32 protein-coding genes and 1 pseudogene are annotated in these 25,525 nt (G+C 59.9%); all 33 read left to right on the forward strand.

Going from position 1 to position 25,525, the window contains the following annotated elements:
- The first annotated feature begins 23 nt into the window (after positions 1-23).
- The 33 genes and pseudogenes from BBF94_RS27100 to BBF94_RS28150 all read left to right on the forward strand — a co-directional run bounded on the left by BBF94_RS27100 (position 24) and on the right by BBF94_RS28150 (position 25,522).
- The gene (locus BBF94_RS27100) at positions 24-233 is read left to right on the forward strand and encodes a Cro/CI family transcriptional regulator (protein ID WP_082302390.1); all 210 of its coding nucleotides are present in this window, start codon (positions 24-26) and stop codon (positions 231-233) included.
- A 140-nt stretch (positions 234-373) separates the two neighbouring features.
- A complete protein-coding gene (locus BBF94_RS10775) occupies positions 374-862 on the forward strand; it encodes a phage regulatory CII family protein (RefSeq protein ID WP_065259017.1) in 489 nt (162 codons plus the stop codon).
- A complete protein-coding gene (locus BBF94_RS10780; protein WP_065259018.1) occupies positions 855-1,061 on the forward strand; it encodes a TraR/DksA C4-type zinc finger protein in 207 nt (68 codons plus the stop codon). Before BBF94_RS10775 ends, BBF94_RS10780 begins: the two co-directional genes overlap by 8 nt.
- Positions 1,058-2,095: a PriCT-2 domain-containing protein gene (locus tag BBF94_RS10785; protein ID WP_065259019.1), complete on the forward strand. Its 1,038-nt coding sequence runs from the start codon at positions 1,058-1,060 to the stop codon at positions 2,093-2,095. The genes BBF94_RS10780 and BBF94_RS10785 overlap by 4 nt, the downstream gene beginning before the upstream one ends.
- 38 nt (positions 2,096-2,133) lie before the next feature.
- Positions 2,134-3,807, forward strand: a pseudogene (locus BBF94_RS10790) (primase-helicase family protein); the annotation flags it as partial.
- 328 nt (positions 3,808-4,135) lie between these two features.
- Positions 4,136-4,624 carry a hypothetical protein gene (locus BBF94_RS10795; RefSeq protein ID WP_065259021.1) on the forward strand — a complete coding sequence of 163 codons (489 nt, stop codon included), beginning with the start codon at positions 4,136-4,138 and terminating at the stop codon, positions 4,622-4,624.
- A 259-nt stretch (positions 4,625-4,883) separates the two neighbouring features.
- A complete protein-coding gene (locus tag BBF94_RS10800; protein WP_065259022.1) occupies positions 4,884-5,237 on the forward strand; it encodes a putative holin in 354 nt (117 codons plus the stop codon).
- Positions 5,230-5,520, forward strand: a complete 291-nt coding sequence (locus tag BBF94_RS10805) for a phage holin family protein (protein WP_065259023.1) — start codon at positions 5,230-5,232, stop codon at positions 5,518-5,520. The genes BBF94_RS10800 and BBF94_RS10805 overlap by 8 nt, the downstream gene beginning before the upstream one ends.
- A complete protein-coding gene (locus tag BBF94_RS10810) occupies positions 5,520-5,888 on the forward strand; it encodes a holin (RefSeq protein WP_065259024.1) in 369 nt (122 codons plus the stop codon). Before BBF94_RS10805 ends, BBF94_RS10810 begins: the two co-directional genes overlap by 1 nt.
- Positions 5,889-6,182: 294 nt before the next feature.
- The gene (locus BBF94_RS10815; RefSeq protein WP_176704444.1) at positions 6,183-6,578 is read left to right on the forward strand and encodes a phage terminase small subunit P27 family; all 396 of its coding nucleotides are present in this window, start codon (positions 6,183-6,185) and stop codon (positions 6,576-6,578) included.
- A complete protein-coding gene (locus BBF94_RS10820; RefSeq protein WP_065259026.1) occupies positions 6,541-8,355 on the forward strand; it encodes a terminase large subunit in 1,815 nt (604 codons plus the stop codon). Before BBF94_RS10815 ends, BBF94_RS10820 begins: the two co-directional genes overlap by 38 nt.
- Positions 8,352-8,537: a hypothetical protein gene (locus BBF94_RS10825; RefSeq protein ID WP_065259027.1), complete on the forward strand. Its 186-nt coding sequence runs from the start codon at positions 8,352-8,354 to the stop codon at positions 8,535-8,537. Before BBF94_RS10820 ends, BBF94_RS10825 begins: the two co-directional genes overlap by 4 nt.
- A gap of 2 nt (positions 8,538-8,539) precedes the next feature.
- On the forward strand, positions 8,540-9,811 hold the full coding sequence (locus BBF94_RS10830; RefSeq protein WP_065259028.1) for a phage portal protein: 1,272 nt from the start codon (positions 8,540-8,542) through the stop codon (positions 9,809-9,811).
- Positions 9,808-10,752 (forward strand): S49 family peptidase, encoded by a 945-nt coding sequence (locus BBF94_RS10835; RefSeq protein WP_065259029.1) that lies wholly within the window; start codon positions 9,808-9,810, stop codon positions 10,750-10,752. Before BBF94_RS10830 ends, BBF94_RS10835 begins: the two co-directional genes overlap by 4 nt.
- Before the next feature lie 61 nt (positions 10,753-10,813).
- Complete coding sequence (locus tag BBF94_RS10840) at positions 10,814-12,124, forward strand: phage major capsid protein (RefSeq protein WP_065259030.1); 1,311 nt, start codon at positions 10,814-10,816, stop codon at positions 12,122-12,124.
- 49 nt (positions 12,125-12,173) lie between these two features.
- The gene (locus tag BBF94_RS10845) at positions 12,174-12,500 is read left to right on the forward strand and encodes a hypothetical protein (RefSeq protein ID WP_065259031.1); all 327 of its coding nucleotides are present in this window, start codon (positions 12,174-12,176) and stop codon (positions 12,498-12,500) included.
- Between the two features lie 3 nt (positions 12,501-12,503).
- The gene (locus BBF94_RS10850; protein WP_065259032.1) at positions 12,504-13,055 is read left to right on the forward strand and encodes a hypothetical protein; all 552 of its coding nucleotides are present in this window, start codon (positions 12,504-12,506) and stop codon (positions 13,053-13,055) included.
- Between the two features lie 2 nt (positions 13,056-13,057).
- Positions 13,058-13,420 carry a phage head closure protein gene (locus tag BBF94_RS10855; protein ID WP_065259033.1) on the forward strand — a complete coding sequence of 121 codons (363 nt, stop codon included), beginning with the start codon at positions 13,058-13,060 and terminating at the stop codon, positions 13,418-13,420.
- A complete protein-coding gene (locus tag BBF94_RS10860) occupies positions 13,413-13,934 on the forward strand; it encodes a hypothetical protein (protein ID WP_065259034.1) in 522 nt (173 codons plus the stop codon). Before BBF94_RS10855 ends, BBF94_RS10860 begins: the two co-directional genes overlap by 8 nt.
- A 74-nt stretch (positions 13,935-14,008) precedes the next feature.
- A complete protein-coding gene (locus BBF94_RS10865) occupies positions 14,009-14,404 on the forward strand; it encodes a hypothetical protein (protein WP_082302391.1) in 396 nt (131 codons plus the stop codon).
- Between the two features lie 60 nt (positions 14,405-14,464).
- Positions 14,465-15,055, forward strand: a complete 591-nt coding sequence (locus BBF94_RS10870) for a phage tail terminator protein (protein ID WP_065259035.1) — start codon at positions 14,465-14,467, stop codon at positions 15,053-15,055.
- Positions 15,052-15,258: a DUF2635 domain-containing protein gene (locus BBF94_RS10875; protein ID WP_065259036.1), complete on the forward strand. Its 207-nt coding sequence runs from the start codon at positions 15,052-15,054 to the stop codon at positions 15,256-15,258. Before BBF94_RS10870 ends, BBF94_RS10875 begins: the two co-directional genes overlap by 4 nt.
- Positions 15,258-16,754 carry a phage tail sheath subtilisin-like domain-containing protein gene (locus BBF94_RS10880; RefSeq protein WP_065259037.1) on the forward strand — a complete coding sequence of 499 codons (1,497 nt, stop codon included), beginning with the start codon at positions 15,258-15,260 and terminating at the stop codon, positions 16,752-16,754. The genes BBF94_RS10875 and BBF94_RS10880 overlap by 1 nt, the downstream gene beginning before the upstream one ends.
- A gap of 60 nt (positions 16,755-16,814) precedes the next feature.
- Positions 16,815-17,162 (forward strand): phage tail tube protein, encoded by a 348-nt coding sequence (locus BBF94_RS10885; protein ID WP_065259038.1) that lies wholly within the window; start codon positions 16,815-16,817, stop codon positions 17,160-17,162.
- Positions 17,159-17,455 carry a phage tail assembly protein gene (locus BBF94_RS10890; protein ID WP_065259039.1) on the forward strand — a complete coding sequence of 99 codons (297 nt, stop codon included), beginning with the start codon at positions 17,159-17,161 and terminating at the stop codon, positions 17,453-17,455. Before BBF94_RS10885 ends, BBF94_RS10890 begins: the two co-directional genes overlap by 4 nt.
- A 130-nt stretch (positions 17,456-17,585) precedes the next feature.
- Positions 17,586-19,649 (forward strand): phage tail tape measure protein, encoded by a 2,064-nt coding sequence (locus BBF94_RS10895; protein ID WP_065259040.1) that lies wholly within the window; start codon positions 17,586-17,588, stop codon positions 19,647-19,649.
- 8 nt (positions 19,650-19,657) lie between these two features.
- Complete coding sequence (locus BBF94_RS10900) at positions 19,658-20,917, forward strand: DNA circularization protein (protein ID WP_065259041.1); 1,260 nt, start codon at positions 19,658-19,660, stop codon at positions 20,915-20,917.
- 3 nt (positions 20,918-20,920) lie between these two features.
- Positions 20,921-22,033 carry a phage baseplate assembly protein gene (locus BBF94_RS10905; RefSeq protein ID WP_065259042.1) on the forward strand — a complete coding sequence of 371 codons (1,113 nt, stop codon included), beginning with the start codon at positions 20,921-20,923 and terminating at the stop codon, positions 22,031-22,033.
- Positions 22,030-22,536, forward strand: a complete 507-nt coding sequence (locus BBF94_RS10910) for a phage baseplate assembly protein V (protein ID WP_065259043.1) — start codon at positions 22,030-22,032, stop codon at positions 22,534-22,536. The genes BBF94_RS10905 and BBF94_RS10910 overlap by 4 nt, the downstream gene beginning before the upstream one ends.
- Positions 22,536-22,934 carry a phage GP46 family protein gene (locus BBF94_RS10915; RefSeq protein WP_065259044.1) on the forward strand — a complete coding sequence of 133 codons (399 nt, stop codon included), beginning with the start codon at positions 22,536-22,538 and terminating at the stop codon, positions 22,932-22,934. The genes BBF94_RS10910 and BBF94_RS10915 overlap by 1 nt, the downstream gene beginning before the upstream one ends.
- Positions 22,924-23,961, forward strand: a complete 1,038-nt coding sequence (locus BBF94_RS10920; RefSeq protein ID WP_065259045.1) for a baseplate J/gp47 family protein — start codon at positions 22,924-22,926, stop codon at positions 23,959-23,961. The genes BBF94_RS10915 and BBF94_RS10920 overlap by 11 nt, the downstream gene beginning before the upstream one ends.
- The gene (locus tag BBF94_RS10925; RefSeq protein ID WP_065259046.1) at positions 23,952-24,551 is read left to right on the forward strand and encodes a YmfQ family protein; all 600 of its coding nucleotides are present in this window, start codon (positions 23,952-23,954) and stop codon (positions 24,549-24,551) included. Before BBF94_RS10920 ends, BBF94_RS10925 begins: the two co-directional genes overlap by 10 nt.
- An 11-nt stretch (positions 24,552-24,562) precedes the next feature.
- Positions 24,563-25,522 (forward strand): gp53-like domain-containing protein, encoded by a 960-nt coding sequence (locus BBF94_RS28150; protein WP_225875047.1) that lies wholly within the window; start codon positions 24,563-24,565, stop codon positions 25,520-25,522.
- Positions 25,523-25,525 lie beyond the last annotated feature (3 nt).

Below are 25,525 nucleotides of genomic sequence, written 5' to 3' on the forward strand. Positions count from 1 at the left end.
CGAACCCGTTCGAGGAAGAAAGAATGGAAAACACTATTGGCGTTCCCCTGCGTGAGTTTGCCGTAGGGAAAACACAGCCCGAGCTTGCGTTGTTGCTCTCTGTCTCTCAGAGCGCGGTGTCGCAAATGCTGAGCTCTAAAAGAGACATCAGGGTGAAAACGGGCCCTGATGGCAGCTGCTCCGCTATTGAAATTCGGCCCATTGGTTCCAGACGTAAACCAAAGGCCGCGTGAAGGGGTGCCGGACTGGGGCCTCTCACCAAAGAATCCCCCAGCCCGGCTACGACGATACACAGCACATGCACATCGGTCGTGGTCGTAGGATAGGTCGTACCTATTCGTATGGCTAGGCCGTAAACGGGGATTTTACGGTTATGAGTCGAACAGACCTCTTGCCGGGCGCGGGCCCGGTTCTTTCATTGCGTGAGGCGCTGTACCGCGCCGGGCGTGATTATCACGGTGGGATCACGGCCTTGGCGCACGCCATGTCCATGGACTACGACGAACTCCAGAAGAAACTGAAACTCACTGAAGAGCGTCGATGGCTGACTCCCGATGAGCTGGAGTCCGTCGTCGAGCTGACCTTGAGTCCGGCGCTACTTGATTCGCTGATGCGTCCGGCGGGGGCGGTCTGGTACAAGCCGACTCCGGTCCCGGCAACGGGCCAGGCATTGAAAGCTGTTGGCGAACTGCTGGAAGAAACCGGCGAGTTTGTTTCGAGCATGCACGACGGTGCTGCCGATAGCGTGTGGGAGCCCCACGAAGTCGCCGCTCTCGACAAGCGGGGAATGGATGTGATCCGCGCTGTGCTGGGCATCATGGCCGGCGCACGTGCCGCGATGGAGGGTCACAGTCATGGCTGACGATATCGATCGCGCTAACGACCAGGCGCAATACCTGCTCGACATCGCCCTACACCGTAACCGCCGTGTGGCCGCGAGCCGCGTCAGCGCGCAGTTCTGTGAGGATTGCGGCGATCCTATCCCGTTACTTCGACAGCAGACGATTCAGGGTTGCGAGACCTGCGTCCATTGTCAGGAGTTTCGGGAGGCTCGGAGATGAGCGGCGATAAAATCCCACTCCAGTTGCACCAACTTCCGAACCTGCTTCAGTACATCTCGCCAGACCAGCGTGACACGTGGGTCGAGGTCGGCATGGGTCTGAAATCTGAGTTCGGGCAGGAGGGTTATGGCCCTTGGAACAACTGGAGCCAGAGCAGCAAGAGTTATGACGGCAAGGCGGCTTTGTCCGTCTGGAAGTCGTTCAAAAAGGGCGGTACCGGCATGGGCACAGTGATCAAGCTGGCCCTTGATGCGGGTTGGAAGCCCGACAAAACTGAAATGACTGCCGAGGAAAAAAAGCGGTTTGCGGCAGAGGCCGAGCTGCGGCGCAAACAGCGTCAGGCGGAGGTCGAGGCTGACGAAGCGTTACTCGAGGAAATGCGTGGGCTGGTGGCTGACTGCTGTTTGCGTATCTGGAACGAATATTGTCAGTCGGAGGGGAGCAGCCCGTACCTGGACCGTAAGCAGGTTGGCGCATTCGGTGTCGGGTTCTTCAACACTACGGTCATTCTGTCTATTGATGATCGCAACAAGCGTTGCCAGGTGTGGGCCGGCAGCAACGCCATGCAGTTTTTCAACGGCTTGCCAAAGTCCCGGCCCGACTACCTGAGTTTTCTGGTGTTCAAGCCGGGCAGCATTGCGATCCCGCTTCGTGACGCCACTGGCAAGCTGTGGAGCCTGCAATCGATCAATGGGCAGGGTACCAAACTGTTTCCAAAGTACGGGCGTAAGTCCGGTTGCTTCCATGTGTTGGGATCGGTCGATTCGCCTTCGGTGGTTGGCGAGGCCGAGGGATACGCGACGGCCGCAAGTGTTCACATGGCCAGCGGCTGGCCCGTGGCAATGGCGGTTGATTCCGGCAACCTGGTGAACGTCGCCCGGATTCTGCGCGAGACGCACCCTGAGGCTTCGATCGTCATCGCGGGAGATGATGACCCGACTGCACCTGGTAATCCCGGACGGACCAAAGCGACTGCCGCAGCTCTTGAGGTCGGTGGCGTTGCGACGTTCCCGTATTTTGGGGAGGTTGCTTGATGGCCAAGGACTGGAACGATTTGCACATCGAGCAAGGCCTTGATGTTGTGCGCACCCAGCTTTATGCAGCGGCTGCTTCTGTTGTCCCTGTTCAGTTGGAAGATCTTCCCCGTTCCCCATCTCTGGAAGAGCCCGCCGATAACGGCGCTCCGGCTCCAGAGGGGGGCGGGGGGAACGGCTGGACGGCGGAACGGATCTTCACGCGGTTTGCGTTGGTCGAGGGCAAGACGGCGATCTTCGACACGTTCAAACGGGTGATCATCAAGAAGTCCGCTTTCGAAATGTTGGTGACGAAGCCGCTTGCGAAGGAATGGCTCGATCTGCCGGTGAAGAAGGTGATCGCTGATGACATGGCCGAGCGCCTGGCGAATAAGGCCAAGGCAGAAGCGAAGTTCAAACAGGTCAGCGGGGAGGGCATGCCGCCGGTTGAGCGCTACGTCTATATCGACGGGACGAAGGACACGTGGGACGTGCAGAAGCGCAGGCGCGTTCCGGAAGGTGCACTGAAGATGTCGCTGGGCGATGCGTACGGTATGTGGTTGAACAGTCCTGACCGCCGCACCGTAGATATGGAACACATTGTTTTCGACCCTCGCATGACGAAAGACCCTGAGGTCTACATCAACACATTCGAGGGGCTGCCCTTGGTGCCCGACAGTGACCGCGACAAGTGCAAGACCTTGCAGTGGATCATCACCTTTTTGTGCAACGGTGATCGAGACGCGGCGGATTGGCTGACGAAGTGGCTTGCCTTCCCGTTGCAGAATGTCGGCGCCAAGATGGACACGGCCGTGCTGTTCCACTCGACAGAGGAAGGCAGCGGCAAAAGTCTCCTGTTCAGTGACATCATGGGCCGGATCTATGGTGACTGCGGTGCAACGGTTGGCCAGGCACAGCTCGAATCGAACTGGACGGTTTGGCAGTCGAACAAGTTGTACGGTGTGTTTGAAGAGGTTGTCAGTCGGGACCAGCGTTACAACCAGGTCGGCAAGATCAAACACATGGTCACCGGTAAGACGGTTCGGATGGAATCCAAATTCGTGAACGGTTGGGAGGAAGCCAACCATATGAACGCGGTGTTCTTGTCGAATGAGATCATGCCATGGCCGATCGGGGAGAAGGATCGGCGTATGTTGGTGATGTGGCCCAAGGATCCTTTACCCGAGGCCGAACAGAAGAAGGTCAAGCACGAGTTGGCCAATGGTGGTGTCGAGGCGCTTTATGACTACTTGCTGAGCTATCCGCTCGGTGACTTCGATGAGCGGACCAAACCGCCGAATACGGCAGCGCGTCAGCGTCTGGTTGAGTTGAGTATGGCGAGCTGGCAGACGTTCTTGCGGGAATGGCGTTACGGGATGCTCGGCGCTCCGTTCTCGGTGTGCGTGAGCAGTGACCTTTATGCGTTGTTCCTGGAGTGGTGCCATCGCAACAAGGAACACACGCTGAGCCACACGAAGTTCAGCGGCTTCATTTCGACCCAGGTCGATAAGGTGCCTCGGGTGCCTTGGATGGAGGGCGCACGCCGTTCATTCGGTACGTTCTTCTTCCCGTGGTCTGGTGTAGAGCGTGCGCCTTCCCCGTCCCCATCCTTGACTGCAGCTGCGCTGGGAACAGCGGTTGCCACATGGCGAGAGCAAGCCAAGGCCAGCGGATGGAGCGTGGATAGCTGGGAACACGTCAAGTTCGCTGACCGGGGGAGTGTGGCCGCATGATGACCAGAAGTGTGTCAGGTGTGTTCCCTGTGTTTCAGGTTGAAATTCGAAACCTGACACAGCTACAGCCCACGGTTTTCGCGGGTTTCTGTACCCGTGTGTCAGGTGTGTCAGGTTTTACCCGCGTGCAGGCGTGCGCACGCACAGAAACAATGACAACTCATCAACACTTAATTCGTTTTTTCATGCGTGAAGAACAACCCAACACACCTGACACACCTGACACAGTAGTTTTAAAGCAATGTTTTATAAGGGTTTTTGGTGTGTTGGGTTTGTGTCGGGTTGAAGGTTTTTTGTGTCGGGTTCGGTTTTTCGGGGGGAAGGGTCGATGATCGAGGAAATCGAAGAACTCATGCAGCACTGGGGCAACCAGTTCAACCAGGTTGGTGAGGGCGGCGGTCTGGGCAGCCCAATGGCGACGATCATCGAATGGGGTGGCTCTGCCCCTCGGGGGACGCCGGGATCTCGCGACCTTATGATGGCGGCAGGTGGCGGCATGGATCATGCGGCGCTGGAAGTTGCGGCAGCCTTGGCGCAACTTGAGCGTCAGTCCGAGAAAGGGGCGCTGTTGGTGACCCTGGCGCGCAATCGTTATTTGCCTCGGCCTGCGTTGTCGGTTCGATCGCAGTTGCCCTATCTGGGGCTCGGGGAGGACGCCGACCGGACGTACAGGAACTGGGTCCATGCGCTGCACCAGCAGATGCTGGTCATTTTGACTGTGCGCACTGCGCCGATGCGTGAGCGCAATCGGCGCGGCAGATCGAGTGAGACCGATCTGACTCGAGTTTCGAAAGTCGCTCGCGTGAGGGTTTGCTAGATACCGTTCGTCCGGGTGGTTTGCCTCAAACCTGCGTCAAAGTGCGTCAAAGGTGCGTCGAGACAACCAACCGAAAAGAGGCCCTTTTCGGTTTTTCCGGAGGCAGGTAAAAAGTCCCCACGATATGCGATTTGCGCCTGAATCGCTCATTGAGCACGTGCTGTGCAGCTTCACCCGGTTCTCCCCGAGCCGGTCACCTAACCCCGCTTCGGCGGGGTTTTTATTTTCGGCCCGATGGGTGTCTGCAAGGAGAATCAGCATGAGCGAGCCGGCAACTGTTGTCGTGGCCGGTGGTGTGGGACTGGCGGCTACCGGCCTGCTGGCGGGTGTGGACATACTCGCGGTGATCGGTGCGCTGGCTGGTTCTCTGGTGTTCTTCACTACCACTGAGGAATTGCCGGTCTGGAAGCGTGTTCTCTTCCTGCTGGTGTCTTTCGTGATGGGTTACATGTTCGCCCCTGGCATGGCCGAAGTTGAGTTGTTCGGCACCAGGCCTTTCAAGTACACCGGGCCGGCGGCGTTCGGTGCGTCGGTGGTGGTTGTGACTGTCGCGCTGGCCGTCATCAAGCGGCGCGGCCTCATTGCTGAACAGCAAGGGAGGCAGGATGGATAGTCAACTTATGCCGCAAGTACTCACTCAGGCCACGTTCTGGTTGTGCGTGGCTCTGTTCGTTCGCTTGTTCACCTTCCGTCGGCGCGGTGCCCGGTTCCGCCGGAGCATGAGCTGTCTTGCGTGGGTGGTGATGGTCGCTGCGGGATCCGCTGTGGTGTACATCGGCAAAGGGCAGTTGGTCATGCCGCCGAACTCTTGGCCGCTGGTGATCGTGCTGGCGGTGTTCGTTGGGTCGGTGTACCAGAGCAGCGGCAATCTGGCCCGTGTCTGGAAGATGGGCTGATGGGCAAGGTATCGGATGACCGTCGCGGCAGCAGCACCGAACGGGGTTACGGGTACAAGTGGCAGAAGTCACGCGATGCACACCTGCGGGCGAATCCGTACTGCACGATGTGTTCGTGCGATCGGCGTCCGGTGGCGGCCACAGTTGTTGACCACAAGGTGCCGCCCAAGCTGAAGGAAGCCAAGGACAGCGGGGATCCGGTGCGGATCAAGGCGGCGTGGAAACTGTTTTGGGACCCTGAGAACTGGGCAGGCCTGTGCAAGTTCTGTCACGACTCGACGAAGCAACGGATCGAGAAGAGCGGGCGCGTGCCGGGGTGTCATGCCGACGGCCGTCCGGTCGATCCGGGGCATCACTGGAACCGGTGACCGCCCATCCCCGACGCACCAAAAAATGGCACGCCCCGAGGGTAGGGGGGGTGAAAAACTTCATTTCGACTTCTCTCTAGACCGATCGCCCCCCTCTTTACGCAAAGTCGGGAAAAATGAGGGAGGGGGGGTATCGACAGGTAAGGGGTTGAATTTATGGCAGGAAATGGAAATTCGGGCCGTCCGTCTTTGCCGGCGTCGGTTCATTTGTTGCGGGGAAATCCGAGCGGTAAAAACGTCGCTGCTTTGCTGGACGAAGTTCAGTCCCCAACAGTCCCGGTGAAAGCCCCGCCCATGCCTGATGTCCTTTCGGACGATGCCAAGGCCGAGTGGGAGCGGGTGGTACCGGCGCTGATGTCTATGCGGCTTCTCTCCGAACTCGATGCCATGGCGCTGGCCGCGTACTGCCAAGCTGCTGCGGATTGGCGCCGTTACCAGCGGCTGATCGCGGAGAAAAACGCCAAGTCCACCGATGAACTGGGCGGCGATGTCCAGACCTTCAAGACCGGTGCCCAGCAGATGCACGTTCTGCGGCAGCTCGCCAACGACGCCGAGCGCCGCGCCAACGCCGCCGGCGCTCAGTTCGGTATGTCGCCAGTGTCCCGGCGCAACCTGAAAGCGCCGGCGCCCCCGCAAGGTGAGTTATTCCCCAATGGCCCAAGAGCAGCCGCTGAACGATACTTCAGTTGATGACCGAGTAACCGGCTACGCGAAGGCCGTGCTTGCTGGTGAAATCATCGCGGGCCCGGATGTCCGCAATGCGTGCAAGCGTCACTTGCGAGATTTGAAGAACGGTCCGGATCGCGGGTTGGTGTTCGACCTGGACCGTGTGAATCGTGCCATCGGCTTTTTCGAAGATGTCCTCTGCCTCAACGGCGGTGACTACGAGGGTATGCCGTTCTTGCTCGCACCCTGGCAGGCATTCGTCGTAGGCAGCCTGTTTGGCTGGATGACAGAGGATGGTTTCCGGCGTTTCCGCCTGGGCTACATCGAGACGGGAAAGGGCTCGGGTAAAAGTCCTCTGGTTGCTGGCATCGGCTTGTATGGTCTGGCTTCTGATGGTGAAAGGCGTGCGGAAATCTACGCGGCCGCCACCAAGCGCGATCAGGCCATGGTCTTGTTTCGGGACGCCGTATCGATGGTGGACATGTCACCGTCGCTGTATTCCCGGGTGGTGCAATCAGGTCGAGACGAAAAGGTCTGGAACCTCTACTACCCCAATACCCGTTCATTCTTCCGCCCGATCAGCGCGGACGAAGGCCAGTCCGGCCCGCGCCCCCACATCGGCCTGCTCGATGAGGTGCACGAACACAAGACTGCCGCGACCGTGAACATGATGCGCGCCGGTACCAAGAACCGACGCAAGGCTCTGGTGGTGATGATCACCAACAGCGGATCGGATAAAAAGACGGTCTGCGGTCAGTACCACGACCTGGGCGTGCGGATCTGTGCGGACATCGAAACAGACGACAGCTTCTTCGCGTTCATCTGTTCGCTGGATGAAGGGGATGATCCGTTCACGGACGAAGCCTGCTGGCCGAAGGTCAACCCCTCGCTTGATCACATCGCTGAAGGGCAAACCGACGGCATCCCCGGACGCAAGTATTTGCGTGAACAGGTGCAGTCAGCCCGGGGCCTACCGGCGCAAGAGTCCGTGGTTCGCCGACTCAACTTCTGCGAATGGACTCAGGCTGATGCGCCTTGGATTTCGTGGGCTGTCTGGAAACAGGCCGAGGAGCGCGTACCGATGCGGCTTCTCCGCAACCGCCGTTGCGTTGCCGGGCTCGACCTGGCCAGCACCACCGACCTGACTGCGTTCGTGCTGTTGTTCTGGCCGGTGCCGCACGACCCTCACTGGCGGTTGCTGCCGTACTTCTGGATTCCGGATGAGGATCTGCAAGGGCGGGAGGATCGGGACAAGGTTCCGTACGCCATGTGGGTCAAGGACGGTCACCTCGAGACGACTCCCGGTCGAGCCATCAGCAAGAAGCACGTACTGATGCGGCTCGTAAAAATCTGCGCGTACTTCGATGTCGAGCGAATCGGTTACGACCGTTGGCGCGTGGAAGACCTGCTGCAACTGATGGCGGATGAGGATATCTCGCTGCCGGAAATGGTCGGCTTCGGCCAAGGCTTCAAGGACATGGCGCCGGCTGTCGATGAGTTCGAACGCCGGTTGCTGGGGCGTGCAGATGAGCAGGGCGTCATTGATCTGGATCCGGCGGATGTTGAAGTCATCGAAACGGAAACGGTCGAAACCCTACGCCATGACGGTAACCCGGTCATGACCTGGTGCGCCGGTAACGCGGTGATCGTTTGCGATCCGGCCAACAACCGAAAGGCCGACAAGGCCAAAGCCACAGGGCGGATTGACGGCATCGTGGCATCCATCATCGCTGTCGGGACCAGTATCAAATCCGCAGGCCCGAGCGGCAAATCCATCTACGACGAAGGGGCAGGTATATGAAATTAGCCATCGCGGCCTGGCTGGCCGGCCTGCTGGGCTTCGGGCTGCTGGTGGGTGGAGTGACGCTGATCAGCGTTCCGGCTGGTTGCATCGTCGCCGGGCTCGGCCTGATGGCCTGGGCCTACCTGGCCGATCGCGCAGCCGCTGTACTGAAAGCCCAATCCAAACCCCAAGGAGGTTGAGCATGTTTTTCTCAAGCGTGCTCGGCGAAGGGCGCGGCACTCTCACAAACCCGGACAGCGGATTCTGGCGCGGCCTCATCGGCAGCGGCCGCAACAGCTCGGGAGTCACAGTCACACCCGAGTCCGCGCTGGGCCTGCCCATCCTGCAGAACTGCGTCACGCTGCTGGCGGAAACCATGGGGCAGTTGCCCTGTGAGATGTACCGCCGGCAAGACAAAGGGCAGCGGGAACCGGCGATCAATCATCCGGCCTATGACGTCCTGCGGTACCAGCCCAACGGATTCCAGACTCCGTATGAATACCGGGAATGCACCCAGCTCGCGGCGGGTCTGCGGGGCAACGGTTACAGCTTCATTGACCGTCGTGACGACGGCAACGTCATCGGCCTGTGGCCGTTGTGCAATAACAAGGTGCAGGTGCTGAAAGGTGCCGACCTGCTGCCGTACTACCGCATCGGCGCGAGCGAAGCGCTGCCGATGCGCATGATCCACCACGTGCGCTGGGTCAGCACGAATCACTACGTCGGCCTTTCCCCGATCGAAGTGCACGCGGATTCACTGGGGCTCGCCCAGGCCGTGCGGCAATACACGGGCAAGAGTTTCGCCAACGGCGTGACCGTATCCGGCGTGATCGAGCGCCCCCGTGAAGCTCCGTCGATCAAGGATCAGGGCAGCATCGACAAGATCGTTGATCAGTGGGGCCAGAAGTTCGGCGGCATGGACAATGCCAAGAAGGTCGCGCTGTTGCAGGAGGGCATGACGTTCAAGCCAGTGTCGATGAACAACGTGGACGCCGAGGTGCTTGGCATCCTCAAAACCACCGGCACCGATATCGCCCGGATCTACAAAATCCCGCTGCCCATGGTCAACGACCTGGAAAAGTCGAACTACAACACGCTCGAGCAACTGATGATCCAGTTCGTGGTGTTCGCGTTGCTGCCGTGGGTCAAGCGTCACGAACAGTCGATGATGCGCGACTTCCTGCTGCCGAAGGATCGGCGTGAGTACTTCATCGAGTTCAACCTGTCCGGTCTGCTGCGTGGCGATCAGAAGAGTCGCTACGAAGCCTATGCCATCGGCAGGCAATGGGGCTGGCTCAGCGTCAACGACATCCGCCGACTGGAGAACATGCCGCCAGTGCCTGGTGGCGATATCTACCTGCAACCCCTGAACATGGTCGATGCAGGCAAACCCGGCGGCGATTTGACCAACCCCCAAGTCCGAGCCCAGCTCGAACTTCAGCACGCTGAAATCGGAAGGATTCTTGCCCAATGAAAAACTACTTGCGAGCCTCCAGCCTGCTGTTCAATCAGCCGCTGCTGGTGCTGCCCGACATGCTGGATCTCGGCGTGCGCTGGGCCAACCAGGCAATGAGCCTGAACATCGTCAACATTGGCGCCAAGCAAGGCCCGGCCATCTGGGATGATGACGGCATCGACCGTATAGCACAGCGCGAAGAAGAACGCCGAACGGCCATTGCACGAACGGGGATCGAGGTTATTCCCGTCAGCGGCGTGCTCGTCAGCCGTGGCAGTCACATCAGCATGTGCGAAACGATGACCAGCTACGAATCACTCCGGGCGCAGCTGCGCAACGCGGTGGCGGATCCGATGGTGGAACGCATCGTTCTGGACATCGACAGCCCCGGCGGTTCCGCCGTCGGTGCTTTCGAACTGGCGGCCGATATCCGCGCCATGGCCCAGCAGAAACCCATCACCGGCATCGTCAACTTCATGGCCTACAGCGGCGGCTACTTGCTGGGATCGGCGTGTAGCGAGCTGGTGGTGAGCCAGACCAGCGGCGTCGGTTCGATCGGCGTCATCGCCAGTCACATGGACCGTTCAAAGCAGGAAGAGGGCATGGGCGTAAAGGTGACCACGGTTTATGCCGGGGCTCACAAGAACGACCTCAGCCCCCACGAACCCTTGAGCGAGCAGTCGCTGAAGTACTTGAACGATGTTGTTCAGGAGAGCTACCAGCTGTTCGTCAATGCCGTGGCGGAGTATCGCGGGCTGTCCGTGCAACAGGTCATTGCTACCGAGGCGGGGCTGTATCGAGGGCAGGCCGGTATCAATGCCGGTCTTGCTGATCGAATGCAGAGCCCTCAGCAGGCGGTCGATGATCTGTCCCAAGCAATTGCACTGAACCGCGCTGGACGGCAGGCCGGGCGTTTGTCCGTCCGCGCAGCCGCACTGAATCTTCAAACCCTAATCTGACCGCGTTCGCGGCAGTCACCGAGCCCGCACTGTGCGGTTTTTTTAATGCCCAGGAGGCACCATGTCCCTTGTACTTCAAATGCGTAGCGAACGCGCTCAACTGGTTGCACAGGTCCAGGCGTTGGCCAAAATCGAAACGGACGGTGCCAGCCTGTCCGCCGAGCAGTTGGCGCAGTTCACGCAACTGGAAACCCAGATCAACGAACTGACCGCCAAAATCGCCCGTGCGGAGACGGCCGAACGATTGACCGCCGCATCTGCGGTGCCTGTTGCCGAGAGTGCTCAGGGTATCAACAGCCCTCCAGCTCACATTACAGTGCGCGCCGAGCCAACGCCGCCAGGTGTAGCCATGGCGCAAATGGTCCGCTTGATGGTCCAGGCAGGTGGTAATCAGCAGGCAGCAGCCGAGATGGCGAAAACCGGCGGGTATGGCGCAGATGTGCAGGCCGCGCTGTCCACCGTTACTCCTGGCTCCGGCGGGGTACTGGTGCCGGAAAACTTCAGTGCCAGCGTGATTGAGTCGCTACGTCCGAAATCGGTGGTTCGCAAAATGGGGGCGGTAAGTCTGCCACTCAACAATGGCAACCTGACGATGCCCCGTGTACTGGGCAATACCCAAGTGACCTACTTGGGTACCGAGGAAGATATCTCCGTCACTGATATGCAGTTCGGTGACCTGAAGTTGTCGGCCAAAAAGGCAGCGGCGTTGGTTCCAATTTCCAACGACCTGTTGGCCTATGCCGGTGTGAACCCACGCATCGACGCCCAGGTCAGTAACGATCTGGCGGTGAGTATGGGTCTTTCCGAGGATCTGCATTTCATCCGTGGCCCGGGTACCGGATCGCTTCCTAAAGGTCTGCGCCACTGGGCGCTCCCGGGCAACGTGGCTGGTGCGCCGGCCGGCGCGACGTTGACCATCGTCGATCTGTATCTGGGCGGCCTGATGCTTCGGCTCGAAGCGGCGAATGTCGATCTGGCTGGGTGTGGCTGGTTGATGGCGCCGCGCACCATTCGTTGGTTGCAAGCACTGCGTGACGGCAACGGCAACAAGGCCTATCCAGAAATCGATGCTGGGATGCTCAAGGGCTATCCGTACGCGCTGACCACTCAGATTCCGACCAACCTGGGTGCGGGCGGCAACGAGTCCGAAATCTACTTTGCCAACTTCGCTGATTGCTACATCGGCGAAGACACCAGCCTGGCCATCGCGATCAGCACGGAGGCGTCTTACAAGGACGCCGGCGGTAATACCGTCAGTGCGTTCCAGCGTGACCAGACCCTGATCCGCGTAATCAGCAAGCACGACTTCGGCCCGCGTCATTCCGAGTCGGTTTCGATCGGTACCGGTATCACCTGGGGCGCTGGTATGTAATTTCTGGACCCCGCTCGATTGCGGGGTCACTTATTGAGCAGGTAGCAAAATGAGCGAACTGACGATTGTCACCTTTAAAAAGCCTTGGCACGGATATGCCACTGGAGAAACCGCAGGCTTCGACGCTGATAAGGCTTCAGTGCTGATTGAGTCGGGCTATGCGAAAGTCTACGCTGGCAAGCCCTCCGTTCAAGCCTCACCGAAGTCGCCGCAGTCCAAGAAGGCTACGGGCAAGAACAGTAAGCCCGGATCGGTTGCGCCGGCAGTTCTGGACTCGGCTGGTCAAGAAAATAACGACAACCCTGAAAACCCTGAAAACCCGGAGAACCCGGAGAATCCAGAGAATCCGTCAGACCCTGACGACGAGAAACCCTAAGCCATGGCCCGTCGAATCGAGTACTTCGGCGATCCAGTCCTGACGCTGGAGCAGGTGGCATTCCAGTGCCGGCTGGAGCCTGAGGACATGGAACCGGGGCTGATCAGCGACATCATCATCCCTGGCGTCACGACTCAGTGCGAATCCAAAACCGGAGCGGGTATTCGCGGAGCAATCTACGAAGAGGACTGGCCGGCTGGGTTTCCCTCCGGTCACGCGCTGGACATCGGGCAGGCAACCGAAGTTGTTTCGGTCAAGGTTCGGCAGCCTGATGGCACTTGGATCGATCACACTGGCCTGGTAGAGATCGAGCAGGGCCAGCGCGAAAGCTTCGTATCGTTCCCGGCAGGGCGACCCGCCGGCGTCTTGCGTATCCGTTACAAGGCAGTGACCGATCTTGACCTTCACCCCGGTGTCCGCAACTGGCTGCTAATGGCGGCGGCGACAATCCATCGGCACCCGGAGGTGTTCCTTGTGGGGCAGTCGCTGTCTGAGCTGCCGTCCGAATTCCTTGACCACCTGGTGGCCGAGATCACCGTACCGCCGAGGTTCTAACTATGGCCTACCGCGAACCGAGCGCCGGTGAACTAGATCGGCGGATTACGCTCAGGCTCCGCACGGATGCCCCGGCGCCGGATCAAGGCCTTGACTCAATCTTCACCGACGAGAAAAAGCGTTGGGCGAAGATCGAGCCAGTCGGTACCGCCGTTTACACAGCCGGTGTTCAAACCGATGTGAAGATCACCCACCGCGTGACGTTCTACTACCTCAAGGGTGTAAGTGATGCTCATGAGGTCGTGCACGGAGGCATCATCTATCGGGTACGGCGGGTCGCCGATATGAACGGAACCCGGCGCTTCACCATTCTGGAAGTCGAAGAACTCGGGCCGCAAAAGCCCAGAGGTGGAATCTATGGCTAACTCCGCATCGGTCGAAAGTTACCTTCACGTCGAGGGCTTCGAAGATTTCGAGCGTGAAGCGTTCGACAAGAAGAAGATTCGCGCCGGGATGCGCAAAGCCGGTTTGCTGGTAACCCAGCACGCCCAGATGAACCTGGTGTTGGGAAAGGGGCGAGAGGGCTATCCCAAGAACCGGACCGGCGAGACCGTCAGCTCCATCAAGTTCAAGGTGTCGCGCTCCGGCTTCATGGTCAAGATTTCGCCGACCCTCACGCCTGCAATGGGCGAGTTTTATCCAGCCTATCTTTTCTACGGTGTGAAGCAAGGCCGAAAGCCCCAGAAGCTCGCGCCCGGTAAAGGCATCGGGCGCAAGAATCGACGCCAGGCCGGCGTTCGTGCCCGGCTTGTCGCCGAGCGGGCGGCGGGGGAATGGCGGATCAAACCGCACGACAACTACATGGCCGACGCGCTTCAGGACTCATCCGAGCAAGTTCGGTCAATCCTGTTCACGGCTTTCGCGGCGGCGCTGTCATGAGCCGCCGGCGGCTTAGCGGACACTCTCCAGCGCTTTTGCGATAGGCTTGCGGCTCTGTTAACAGGGAGTTACCTATGAAAGCGTTGAGTTTGATTGCCTCCGTCGTCATGTCCGTCTCGGCGATTACTGCGCATGCTGTAGAAGCTGCGCGGGAAGCCCCCAGTGCTGCAATCGATCGCATCACCCTCATCTACCTGAACCACAAGATCTACCCCAATGGTTCTGTCGAGTGTGATTCGAAAGTGATTAGCAACCGCTCGATGATTGGGTGCTGGAACCTGACACTGAACGGCAAGAGCGCGCCGCACATCTGGCTCTACGAAGCCAATAAATTCCAGTCGGTGAACGGAAGCGCCCGCCAGTTGGCGGAAGGGAAGTTTTCCAAAGAGTCAGATGTAACCGTCGTGAAGCTCCCTTTGCCAAGCGACATCAACGTTGGTTCGGCGGTGGAGGCCTTCACTAAAGGCTGATCCCCGTCCCTCGAAAAAGCCTCGCACTCGCGAGGTTTTTTTATGCCCGGGAGTTGATCAATGAAGTTGAACCCGATTGTTGCCCATCTCAAGGCGACGTGCCCGACCTATGCCGGACGGGTTGCAGCCGGTATCGATTGGGACGCTGTTGCGGAGACTGCCAAGCTCCCCATGCCGGCGGCATACGTGATTGCAGCAGCGGATGCCGCAGCGCCCAGCAAGGCGCAGAATGCTGTGATACAGGAAGTTACAGACCAGTTTGCAGTGGTGGTTGTGCTGGACGCCGGGGATGAGCGCGGACAGGAGGCCAACGATCAGCTGCACGATCTGCGCGCAGAACTATGGCGCGCTCTGGTGGGCTGGAAGCCTGGCCCGGAGTACACGCCGATCGAATACGACAAAGGCACGCTGGTTTTCGTCAGTCGTGCCCGAGTCATCTACCAATATCTCTTCACCGCCGAATTCCAGATCGGCCGCAATCGATCGGACCAACCTCCAGAGACCTGGCACGAACTGGAGCTAGACGGTCTGGCCAACTTCACGGGCGCGAACATCCGCATGGACTGCATCGACCCGGCAGACCCCAACCTGAAACGCCCCGGCCCGGACGGGCGCATCGAAGTCCAATTCACTGGAGAAGTAAAACCATGACCAAGCGCATCACTGTGGCGCCGGCCGCTGGCCGCTCTGTGCCCGACCCGGAGGCGGGCGACCTGTTGCCCGTTGAGGGTCGGGAAGTCCCCGACAATGCCTGGTGGCGCCGTCGCCTGGCAGACGGTGATGTCACACCCAAACCCGCCAAAGCTCCATCCACCAAAGCCGTCGCAGCGGCGCAACCCGAGGACGGCAAATAATGGCCATCGGATTCAGCAACATTCCCGCCGATATCCGGGTACCGTTGTTCTACGCGGAGATGGATAGCTCGGCTGCAAACACCGCATCGTCGGCCATGCGCCGGCTGATCGTCGGCCAGGTCAACGATGATGCTGCCGGTGAGAGCATCGGCAAGCTGGTGCTCGTCTCCAGCGTCGCGCTCGCCAAAGACATCGGCGGTCAAGGTTCGATGCTCGCCGCGATGTACGAAACCTGGCGCAAGGCTGACCCGATTGGCGAAGTCTGGTGTCTGCCTTTGCAGAATGAAACCGGCGAGACGGCATCAGCGACTGTGACTATTGCCGGTACCGCAACTGAAGGCGGTCTGCTGAACCTGTATGTCGGTGGTGTCCGTGTGCAGTCGGTGGTTCCGGCGGCAGCGACTGCGGCTGTAGTGGCCTCCGCGTTGGCAGTGAAGATCAACGCAAGTCCAGACCTCCCCGTGACCGCCGCTGCGGCGCAGGGCGTTGTCACGCTGACCTGCAAGTGGACGGGCGAAAGTGGCAACGACATCGGTATTGTTTTGAACCGTCTGGGCAAATCGAACGGTGAGGCAACCCCGGCGGGGCTGACGGTCACCGCCACCGCGATGTCGGCGGGTGTTGGCGTGCCTGACGCTGTGGACGCGATCGCCGCCCTGGGTGATGAACCGTTCGAGTTTCTGTGTCAGCCCTGGTCGGACACCACCACGCTCAATGCCTGGCGCGATGCGATGGATGACAACACCGGGCGCTGGAGCTGGGCCAAACAATTGTTCGGCCACGTCTACAGCGCCAAGCGCGGTACCGTCGGCACTCTGGTTGCGGCGGGTCAGGTGCGCAACGATCAGCACATGACCATTCAGGGCGTCGAGGCGGGTGTCCCGCAACCGGTCTGGGTGGTCGCCGCTGCTCTGGCGGCCCGTTCGGCGGTTTTCATCTCTGCCGATGCCAGCCGGCCGACCCAGAGCGGCAGCCTGCCGGGGCTGGATCCGGCGCCGGCCAGCGATCGCTTTACCCTGACCGAGCGCCAGTCGCTGCTGAGCTACGGCATCGCTACCGCGTACTTCGAAGGCGGTTATGTACGCATTCAGCGTTCGATCACCACCTACCAGAAGAACGCCTACGGCCAGGCGGACAATTCCTACCTGGACAGCGAGACCATGCACCAGTCGGCGTTTATCGTCCGGCGTATGCAAAGCGTGATCACCAGCAAGTACGGCCGCCACAAGCTAGCCAGCGACGGCACCAACTTCGGCGCCGGCCAGCCCATCGTCACGCCGAGCACCATTCGCGGCGAGTTGATCGCGCAGTATGCGAAGCTCGAAAGGGAAGGCCACGTAGAAAACGCAGAGCTGTTCGCCGAACACCTGATTGTTGAACGCGACAGCAATGACCCGAGCCGTGTGAATGTGCTGTTCCCGCCGGACTACATCAATGGCCTGCGCATCTTCGCGCTGTTGAACCAGTTCCGCCTTCAGTACGACGCTGCGGCGTAACACTGACCCTGAACACCCAGCCCGCCCCGTGCGGGCTTTTTCATTCTGGAGACAAAGACCATGGGCGAAAAAGTAGCCGGCACCGCGTACGTCAAGGTGGACGGGACCCAACTGACAATCAGCGGGGGCGCGGAAGCTCCCCTGATGGCCGTGAAACGGGAGACGGTTTATCCCGGGTTCTACAAGGAAGAGGCTCTTGCCCCGAGCTTGAAGATGACTGCGATTTTGTCACAGGGCTTCCCGATCAAGATGCTGGCCAATGGGCGCGACATGACCGTCACCTGCGAATTCGCAAACGGGAAGGTGTACGTCCTTTCGGGCGCCTATCTCGTCGATGAACCCGCGGCGAAGGGCGACGACGGTACGACAGAACTGCAATTCGACGGTGTGAATGGGAGCTGGCAATGAGTGATCCAGTGAAGCTGCAGGTTGCAATCGAGGCCCACGGCGAGCCGGTGACTGAACTGACCCTGCGCCGGCCGACGGTGCAGGAAGTCCGGGCCATCAAGGCGTTGCCGTACAAGATCGACAAAAACGAAGAAGTCAGCCTGGACATGGATGTCGCCGCCAAGTACATCGCGGTCTGCGCCGGCATCCCGCCGTCTTCGGTCAACCAGCTGGATTTGGCCGACCTCAACGCTTTGAGTTGGGCGGTGGCCAGTTTTTTCATGAGTGCGGCGTCGAGTCCATCGGCGACCTGATTGCCGTTGCGTATGACCTGGCGTGGTTCTGGAAAACCGATCCGGAGCTGATGCTGGCGCGGCCACTCGATGTGCTCCGTGAGTGCATGGAGCACGCCCAGCGGATCAACAAACTTCAACAGGTGCAGTGATGGCGGACAAGTTCCAGCTCAAGGCGTTGATCACTGGTGTCGACAAGCTGTCGCCGACGCTGTCCGGTATCCGGAAAAACGTTGCGGGCTTTCGCAAGCAGTTGGAAAGCTCGGGACTGGGCAAGATCAGCTTTCAGGATGTAGTGCAGGGCGGGGCGCTTGCTGCCCCGTTTGTTGCCGGGGCGAAGGCCGCTATCGATTTTGAATCATCGATGGCCGACGTGAAGAAAGTGGTCAACTTCGACACGCCGCAACAGTTCCAGCAGATGGGCAAGGATGTGCTCGACCTGTCGGAGAAAATGCCAATGGCAGCGAGCGGCATTGCTGCCATCGTAGCGGCCGGCGGGCAGGCGGGTTTTGCAGCGGGCGAGTTGAAACAGTTCGCTGAAGACGCCGTGAAGATGGGCATCGCCTTCGACCAGACGGCGGAACAGTCCGGCGACATGATGGCGAAGTGGCGGACGTCCTTTAAGTTGACCCAGCCCGAAGTAGTCGCCCTGGCCGACAAAATCAACTATCTGAGCAACACCGGTCCATCCTCTGCCGCGCAGATCGCCGACATCGTGACCCGTATCGGTCCGCTCGGGAAAATCGCCGGTCTGGCCTCGGGACAAATTGCCGCCATGGGCGCCACGCTCGCCGGCGTCGGTGTGCCCAGCGAAGTCGCGGCCACTGGCTTGAAGAACTTCATGCTGGCGCTGACCAAAGGGAAGGCTGCCACCAAAGAACAAACCCAAGCGTTCAAGTCGCTCAGGCTCGATGTCACGAAAGTGGCTCAGGGTATGCAGAAAGACGCTCAAGGCACCATGCTTGATGTTTTGGAACGAGTGGCCAAGGTCGCACCGGAAAAGCAGGCCGGCTTGTTGACCCAGTTGTTCGGATCAGAGTCCGTCACAGCGATCGCCCCATTGCTGACCAACCTCGATCTTTTGAAAAAGAGCTTCGGGGACGTCGGGGCTGACGCCAAATACGCTGGCTCCATGAATAGCGAATACAGCGCACGTGCCGCCACCACCGCGAACGCGATGCAACTGATGCGCAACCGTGTAACGCGACTGGGCATTGAGATCGGCAATGTGCTTCTGCCGCCGCTCAACGACATCATGACGTTGTTGGGGCCTATCGTTGGACAGATATCCGAATTTGCTGCGGCGAACCCGGGTCTGGTCAAAAGTGTTCTGGGTGTAGGGATTGCTTTTGGCGCGCTCAAGCTCGCAGTGATGGGTGGCATCTTCGCCCTGAAGCTGTTCGAAACAGTTACCAAGATGTCTGTCGTCGGGTTGGTGATCCGCGGGCTCGCGCTGGCGGCGGGGCTTCTGATTGGTAACTGGCAGAGGGTTGCTCCGTTCTTTTCCGCATTATGGGGATTGATCACGGCAGTTGCGCGTCGTGCGCAGGCGGCTTGGGAGAAATTCACCCAGACCAGCCCCGTCATCGCCAAGAGCCTGATGGGCGCTGCTGCGGGTTTCCTTGCGATGCGCGTTGCCATGTTGTCGGCAAACGTTGCCGGGAAAATCTTCAGCGTCACCCTGGCCGTTGTCCGAGGGGCGGTGATTGCTGCCACGGTGGCAACTCGTATTTTCAACCTGGTGGCGAAGTCCAATCCGTTCGTGCTGATTGCCAGCTTGATCGCTATGGCGGCCGGTGCGCTGATCGCCAACTGGGAACCAGCGCTGCAATGGTTCAAGGAGGCATGGGACAAGATCAGTGGCTGGGTCAGGTCGATCATGGAAGCGTTTGGCATGGTGGGCGATGGCGGCATAGACGGCGCGGTGAGCAATGCGACCAATGCAGTCAACAACCTGACCATGCAAGTTGCCCCGGCGCGTGCCGGCAACGGCGACGGGACTCTGTTGCGGCCTCGCCCAGATGGCGAGCGCTGGTCACCGCAAGGCGACTCACTGGTTCAGAACGCCATGGCCGCGAGCCAGCCCAAGCTTCAGGGGGAGCTGGTGATGCGGTTCGAGAACCAGCCGCCAGGCCTGCAAGTCGACAAATCACAAACCAATCAGCCTGGATTGAAAATCAAACCTGACGTGGGTACCCGCACTGTGGGTCGATGAGGTGGTGAATGGATCAGACGACATGGCGTGACCAGATGCTGCCGGCGTCATTTCGGGGGATCAGATTTTTGATCCCTCAGGCATCGGTGCCGATCGGCATGAAAGTGCAGTTGCACGAATTTCCGCAACGGGATGAGCCATACGCGGAACAGTTGGGCAAGCAATCACAGGTGCATCGTCTGGTGTGCTGGATCATCGGTGATGACTGTTTCGAACGGCGTGACAAGTTCATGGAAGCCCTCCAGGCGCCGGGTCCCGGTGAACTGGTTCATCCATGGCTGGGGCGAATGCAGGTCAAAGTCGGCGAGGGGGAACTGAGCCACGACTTCAAGCGCGGCGGCATGGCCGAGTTCGCGGTGACGTTCTATCCGGACACCCCGCTGAAGTTCCCCACGGCCAAAGTCAACACCCAGCAGCAGGTGGTCAAGGCTTCGGACAGCCTGCTGGATTCAGCACTCGACCGCTACAAGGCCGCGATGGCCAAGGTGGATCAGGCGCGGCTCGGCCTGGCTCGGTTGCGCAACAGCCTGTCGGGTGTGTATACGGTGATCCAGCAGCAGTTCTCTACGATTGTTGGCGCCTTCACCAACCTGACCGGCTTCGTCCAGTCGCTGATGAATGCACCGGACTCGCTGTCGTCGCTGTTCTCCAGCTACTTCAGTGAGTTCTCGGTCGATGACTACTTGGGTGATGACTCAGGTTCAACCTACCGCAACACGGTGGCCGCCTCGACGCAGCACGCCGAGGCGGTGGCCAGCGTCAACACGGTCAGCCAGGCCGGCGGGCGAGACTCCGCCGCTGCGTCACAGGCGACCGCCGATCTGGTGCAGGACGCGCTTTTGGTGCAGGTCGCGTTGATCATCAGTGAAATGCCGATCGCTTCACAGCCAGTTTCACCGGGTGCAACGCCCGGGGTTGATCAGCAGGCAGTGCAGCCGATCGTAAGGCCAGAGGTTCCTGTGGCTGACGATGTGATCGAGCTGCGGGAAAACCTCAATGAAGCCATCTTCGAAGCATCGCTGAAGGCTGACCCCGAGCACTACATGGCGCTCAACACCCTGCGTCAAACCATCGTCAAGCACCTGACCGCTGTCGCAGAGTCCGGTGTGCGCCTGGTCGAAATCACGCCGGCGGAAACTTTGCCGGCGCTGGTACTGGCTTACCGGCGCTTCGGTGATGCCACGCGTGAATCCGAAGTGGTACAGCGCAATCGCCTCAGGCACCCAGGGTTCGTCCCGGCGCTGCCGATCAAAATAGCTCAGAGGTAACCCATGGAAGATATCAATGCTGTCGGCCTCACGGTTGACGGCCTGGATTACTCCGGCTGGAAATCCGTGGAGATCACCGCCGGCCTCGAGGATCAGGCCCGGTCTTTCAATCTCAGCATCACCTGGAAGTGGCCCGGGCAGCTCCAGCCGTTGCCGATCAAGCAGGGGGCGAAATGTCAGGTGCGGATCGGTGACGACTTGGTGCTGACTGGCTGGGTGTTCGCCACGCCGATCAGCTACGACGACAAGCAGATCACCACCAGCATCAGCGGCCGTTCGCTGACCGCTGACCTGGTGGACTGCGCGGCGATCAACAAACCGGGGCAGTGGAACAACCAGAGCGTGCTGGCCATTGTCAGCGCGCTGGCCCGTCCGTATGGGATCAAAGTGCGCAGCCAGATCCCGGAGAGCGCCAAGCTGTCGGATCACACCATTGAGCCGGGTGAGACGGCGTTTGAATCTATCGACCGATTGCTGACGCTGTTCCGTGTTTTCTCCACTGACGATGCAAAAGGCATGGCGGTGCTCGCCAAGCCCGGGAGCGAGGTGCGTGCTTTTGATGTGCTGGAGGTGGGCAAGAACATCCTGACCGGTGACGCGCCGCTGGATTTTTCGGCGGTGTTTTCCGAATACCGAGTGCTTGGCCAAAAGAGTGGAACCGATGAAGAGTTCGGTGAACAAGCGGCTGAAGTCTCGGCGGTGGTGACTGATCCACGCATGGCGCGCAAGCGGGTGATGATCATCCAAGAGTCTGGCCAGATGACCAACGAACTGGCCCAGGCCCGGGCGAACTGGGAGCGGGGCAGTCGGATGGGCAAGGCGCTCACGACCACCTACACCGTGCAAGGTTGGCGGCAGTCGAACGGGGCGCTGTGGCGGCATAACTCGCTGGTGCGGGTCATTGATCCCGTGATCGGGTTCGACCGCGTGATGCTCATTGCTCGGGTGACTTACACCCTGTCCGAGTCCGGGATGATCACACGAATGGAGATAGGCCCTCCGGATGGTTTCGAACCTGAGCCGCACGACCCGCACAAAAACCGCAAGCTCAAGAAAGGCGGCAAGGGCGACAACTTCGAATACCTCATACCCGCAGATTACGAGCCTAAAAAATGAGCCTGAAAAACATGTTGGCGCGCGGCACCGTGGTGCTCGCCGCTGCTGGCCGGATGATGCAGACCCTGCAAGTGAGACTGACGGCCGGGGAATTGAAGGACAGCGTCGAGCATTTCGAGGCATACGGGTTCACCAGTCATCCCAAGGCCGGCGCCGAAGTGCTGACCATGTTCCTCAACGGCGACCGTTCTCACGCCGTTGTGGTGGTTGCATCGGATCGTCGGTACCGGATCAAGGAACTGAAGGAAGGTGAGGTGGCCATCTACACCGATGAAGGCGACCGGATCCACTTCAAGCGCGGTCGGATCATCGATATCGAAACCGATACGCTGAACATCAAGGCCACCACCGCCGTGAACTTCGACACGCCGTCGATAACCCAGACCGGCCGAATTGTCTCGCAAGGTGACCAGGTGGCGTCCGGAGTAAGCCAGGTCGAACACGTCCACACCAAAGTCCAGGCCGGCAACGGCAACAGCGGGCCTCCCGCAGCGGGGGGCTGATGAACTTATCGGACGATCGCGAAGCCGCCCTGACGCGGGCGGTACTCATCAGCTTGTTCACCTGGCGCCGTGGCTTCGAGGATGACCCTTTAGACGATGAAGAACGGTACGGCTGGTGGGGCGACAGCTATCCAGCCATCGCAGACGACCGTATTGGCTCGCGGCTTTGGCTGTTGCGCCGCGTGAAACTGACCGACGCCACCCAACGGGATGCGGAGTTTTACGCCGATGAAGCGCTACGTTGGCTACTGGATGACGGCGAAGTGATCCGGATCGAGGTCAGCAGTGAAAAGCGCGACATCAACCGGTTGAATCTCATTGTCGTACTGACCGTCCCGAGTGGCGCCCGGTTGGAAATCAAACCTCTCTCTTCCTGGCAGGTGATCTATGCCGTTTGAAACTCCGTCGTTACCGGTGCTGATCAATCGGACCCAGGCTGATCTGGCCAGTGACTCGCTCAGGCGATCCGATGCGCAGGTGCTTTCACGTGCGCTCAGTGGTGCAGCCTACGGATTATATGGCTACCTCAACTGGCTGGCAGACCAGATCCTGCCCGACAAGGCTGATGAAGAAACGCTGGAGCGCATTGCAGCACTGCGCTTGAACCAGCCACGCAATGCAGCCCAGCCTGCTGAGGGCAGTGTGATCTTCAGCGCTGCAGCGGGTGCCGTTCTGGATGTTGATGTGGTTCTTCAAGCCGGTGACGGGCGCATGTACCGAGTAACCACTGGCGTTACCACCGCCGCCGGCACCAACACCACGACAATTGAAGCTGTCGATGCTGGCGCGCTGGGGAATGCTGACGCGGGGCTGGCCTTGACGTTAGTGCAGCCAGTACCGGGAATAACCAATGCCTTCACCGTAATTGCCCCAGGACTTGCTGGTGGCATTGCGAAGGAGAGTGTCGAGTCGCTCCGAGCGCGAGTGATTCGCTCTTATCGGGTCATTCCTCATGGTGGGTCAGCCGACGATTACGAGACCTGGGCGCTGGAGTTCCCCGGCGTCACACGTGCTTGGTGTCGTGGTGGTTACATGGGGCCCGGCACCGTGGGTTTGTTCGTGATGCGTGATAACGATCCAGAGCCGGTACCGAACCCCACGCAGTTGCTGGAGATAAAGAGCTATATCGAGCCGCTTCGGCCTGTAACCGCCGAGCTATATGTGCTTGCCCCCACAGAGAAGTCGGTGCACTACAGCATTCACCCGGTACCCGACACAAGCGCGGTACGCGCCGCGATCGCTGCCAGCCTGATCGACCTGCACGAACGCGAGGCTGGGCTGGGCGACAAGCTGCTGATCAGCCACATCCGTGAAGCCATCAGTGGAGCCGCTGGTGAAACCGATCACTCTCTGACTGTGCCCGCTGCGGATGTCATCGCCGCATCCAATGAGTTGCTGACCTTCGGAGGTATCACATGGCTGTAGCGCGAACCGCAGATCAGTACCGCCGTCAATTGCGCGGACTTCTGCCCTCAGGGCCAGCTTGGGACCCGCAACTGGTACCGGAGATTGACCTGGTGCTGACCGGCGTGGCCGTCGAGTTCTCGCGGCTGGATGCCCGGGCTGGCGACTTGCTGAACGAGATGGACCCGTCCGGCGTCAGTGAGCTGGTACCGGACTGGGAGTCGGTTATGAACCTGCCGGATCCGTGCCTTGGTCCCAACCCTGCATTCGAGGATCGTCGTCTTGCGGTTCGCCGGCGGTTGGTCGAAGTCGGAGGGCAAAGCAGGGCCTACTTCATCGAGATTGCTGTGAGCCAGGGTTACCCCGGAGCAACCATCACCGAGCATCGAGCGCCCCGTATGGGGCGTTCTCGTTTTGGGGCGGCGCACTTCGGGACCTGGCACGCGCAGTTTATGTGGACGCTCAACACGGGCGGCCGGCAGCGGCAGGGCAGACGATTCGGCGTCAGCTACTGGGGAGAGCGCTTCGGTGCGAACCCGGGTGATCCGCTCGAATGTTCAATACGGCGCCCGGCGCCGGCGCACACCGTAGTGCACATCAATTACGACTGAGAGGTAAGAGCGTGGATTATCCGAAAAGTGTGCCCAGCGTGGGATTGGTGGACGGCAAGTTTGTCGACGAGAACCCGTTGACCGGGACGCCAGGGTCTTTGATCCCATCTGCTTGGGGGAACTCGGTTACAGATGAAGTCCTCAACGTCATTCAGGCTGCCGGGCTGGCACCGGCTGAAGCGGATCTGACCCAGCTGTTGCAGGCAATACGAGTCATCGGCCAGTTAGGCTCCGGTGGTTATGGAGCTGACACGGGTGTGGCAAACGCTTATCTGGTCGCCTATACGCCCGCCGTTGTGGCAGTCGATGAAAAGCTGGTGCTCCGGTTCAAAGCGAAAACCGCAAACACTGGCGCCAGTACCTTTGCGCCCAACGGATTGGCGCCCGGTCCTTTGCTCGGGCCGTCTCATCTTCCGCTTCAGGGCGGAGAGATCGTTGCAAATGGGCTGTGCACCGTCAGGTACTCGGTCGCTCTGGCCGCGTGGATCCTTGTTTCATCCTCGGGTGGCGGTTTGCAGGTGTCCAACGGGACCAAGAGTCACCACGCTGTTGCGTTGGGTCAGACCGCTACCGAGTCGGCGGCAGGTGTTACGCAGTTTGCCAGTCCGGCCGAAATTCTCGCCGGGGCGATTTCAGACAAGGCTGTTTCTCCGCTCGGATTATTGGTGACCTTTATTGGCGCCGGCGGCGCGGCGAATAACGATTACATCAAGATCCCTTTCCGGGACAAGTCAAGTGGCGTGCGCCGTGAGTTGATCATTCAATGGATCCGTACAACGACGTTGGGGTCGCAAGGTGCTCCGTCGAACTTTCCGATCGCCTTTCCTAATGCCTGCTGTGGTGTTTGGGCCTCATCAGCAAATGGTGCGAGTCCTACAACAATTGCTGCAGGCAACCCGACAACCACAACATTCTTAAGTTGGGCGGGAACTATACCGTGCGCCTTCGGTGCAATTGCGATCGGCTATTGAGGG

This window comes from Pseudomonas bananamidigenes, from assembly GCF_001679645.1.
Classification (GTDB): Bacteria; Pseudomonadota; Gammaproteobacteria; order Pseudomonadales; family Pseudomonadaceae; genus Aquipseudomonas; species Aquipseudomonas bananamidigenes.